This is a genomic window from Arthrobacter sp. A2-55, from assembly GCF_025548615.1.
GTDB lineage: Bacteria > Actinomycetota > Actinomycetes > Actinomycetales > Micrococcaceae > Specibacter > Specibacter silviterrae.
The window spans coordinates 1-685 of record NZ_JAJLOZ010000153.1 but is presented as its reverse complement, the minus strand read 5'-3'; the positions used below and the strand labels follow the sequence as shown (position 1 = coordinate 685).

1 pseudogene is annotated in these 685 nt (G+C 68.9%); it reads left to right on the top strand.

Going from position 1 to position 685, the window contains the following annotated elements:
- Nucleotides 1-685 (top strand): annotated as a pseudogene (locus tag LPN03_RS20735) (13E12 repeat family protein); the annotation flags it as partial.

Sequence of the window (685 nt, the reverse complement as noted above, 5' to 3'; positions counted from 1 at the left end):
GACCCCCACCGGCCGGGCAGCCCGGTCCCTGAACGAATACCGGGCCGACGCCCTCACCGACCTCCTCCACCAAGCCCTCCTCCACCCCGCCGGGACCTGCACCAACTGCGACTGCAACTGCACCACTACCGGAAACACCGGCAACGGCACCTACAACGGAAGCACCGGTGGCAACAGCGACGGAAGCGCCAACAAGGGAAGCGCCAACAAGGGAAGCGCCAACAGCGACGGCAGCGGCATCGGGAGCGCGGACACCACCGGAATCACCGGCATCGGGGGCACCAACTACGGAAACACCGGCAACGGCACAAGCGGCGGGGGCGCCGGTGCCGGGTCCCGGTTCAGGGCGCGGGTGCCGGCGAGGATCAACATCCACCTCACCGCGGCCACGGCCACCGGCGCCTCCGAGGACCCCGGCTACCTCGACGGATACGGGCACATCCCGGCCGGACAGGCCAGGGAACTCGCCGGCGAGTCCGATTCCTGGTACAAATTCCTCACCGACCCCGTCACCGGCACCGTGACCGACATCGGGAGACGAAGCTACCAGCCCCCCGAAGACATGAAACGCCTCGTCCGGGCAAAATCACCCACCTGCACCGGGATCGGCTGCGACCGGGACGCCGCGTCCTGCGAACTCGACCACACCATCCCCTTCCACAGGAACCGCTACGGCCCCGACGGC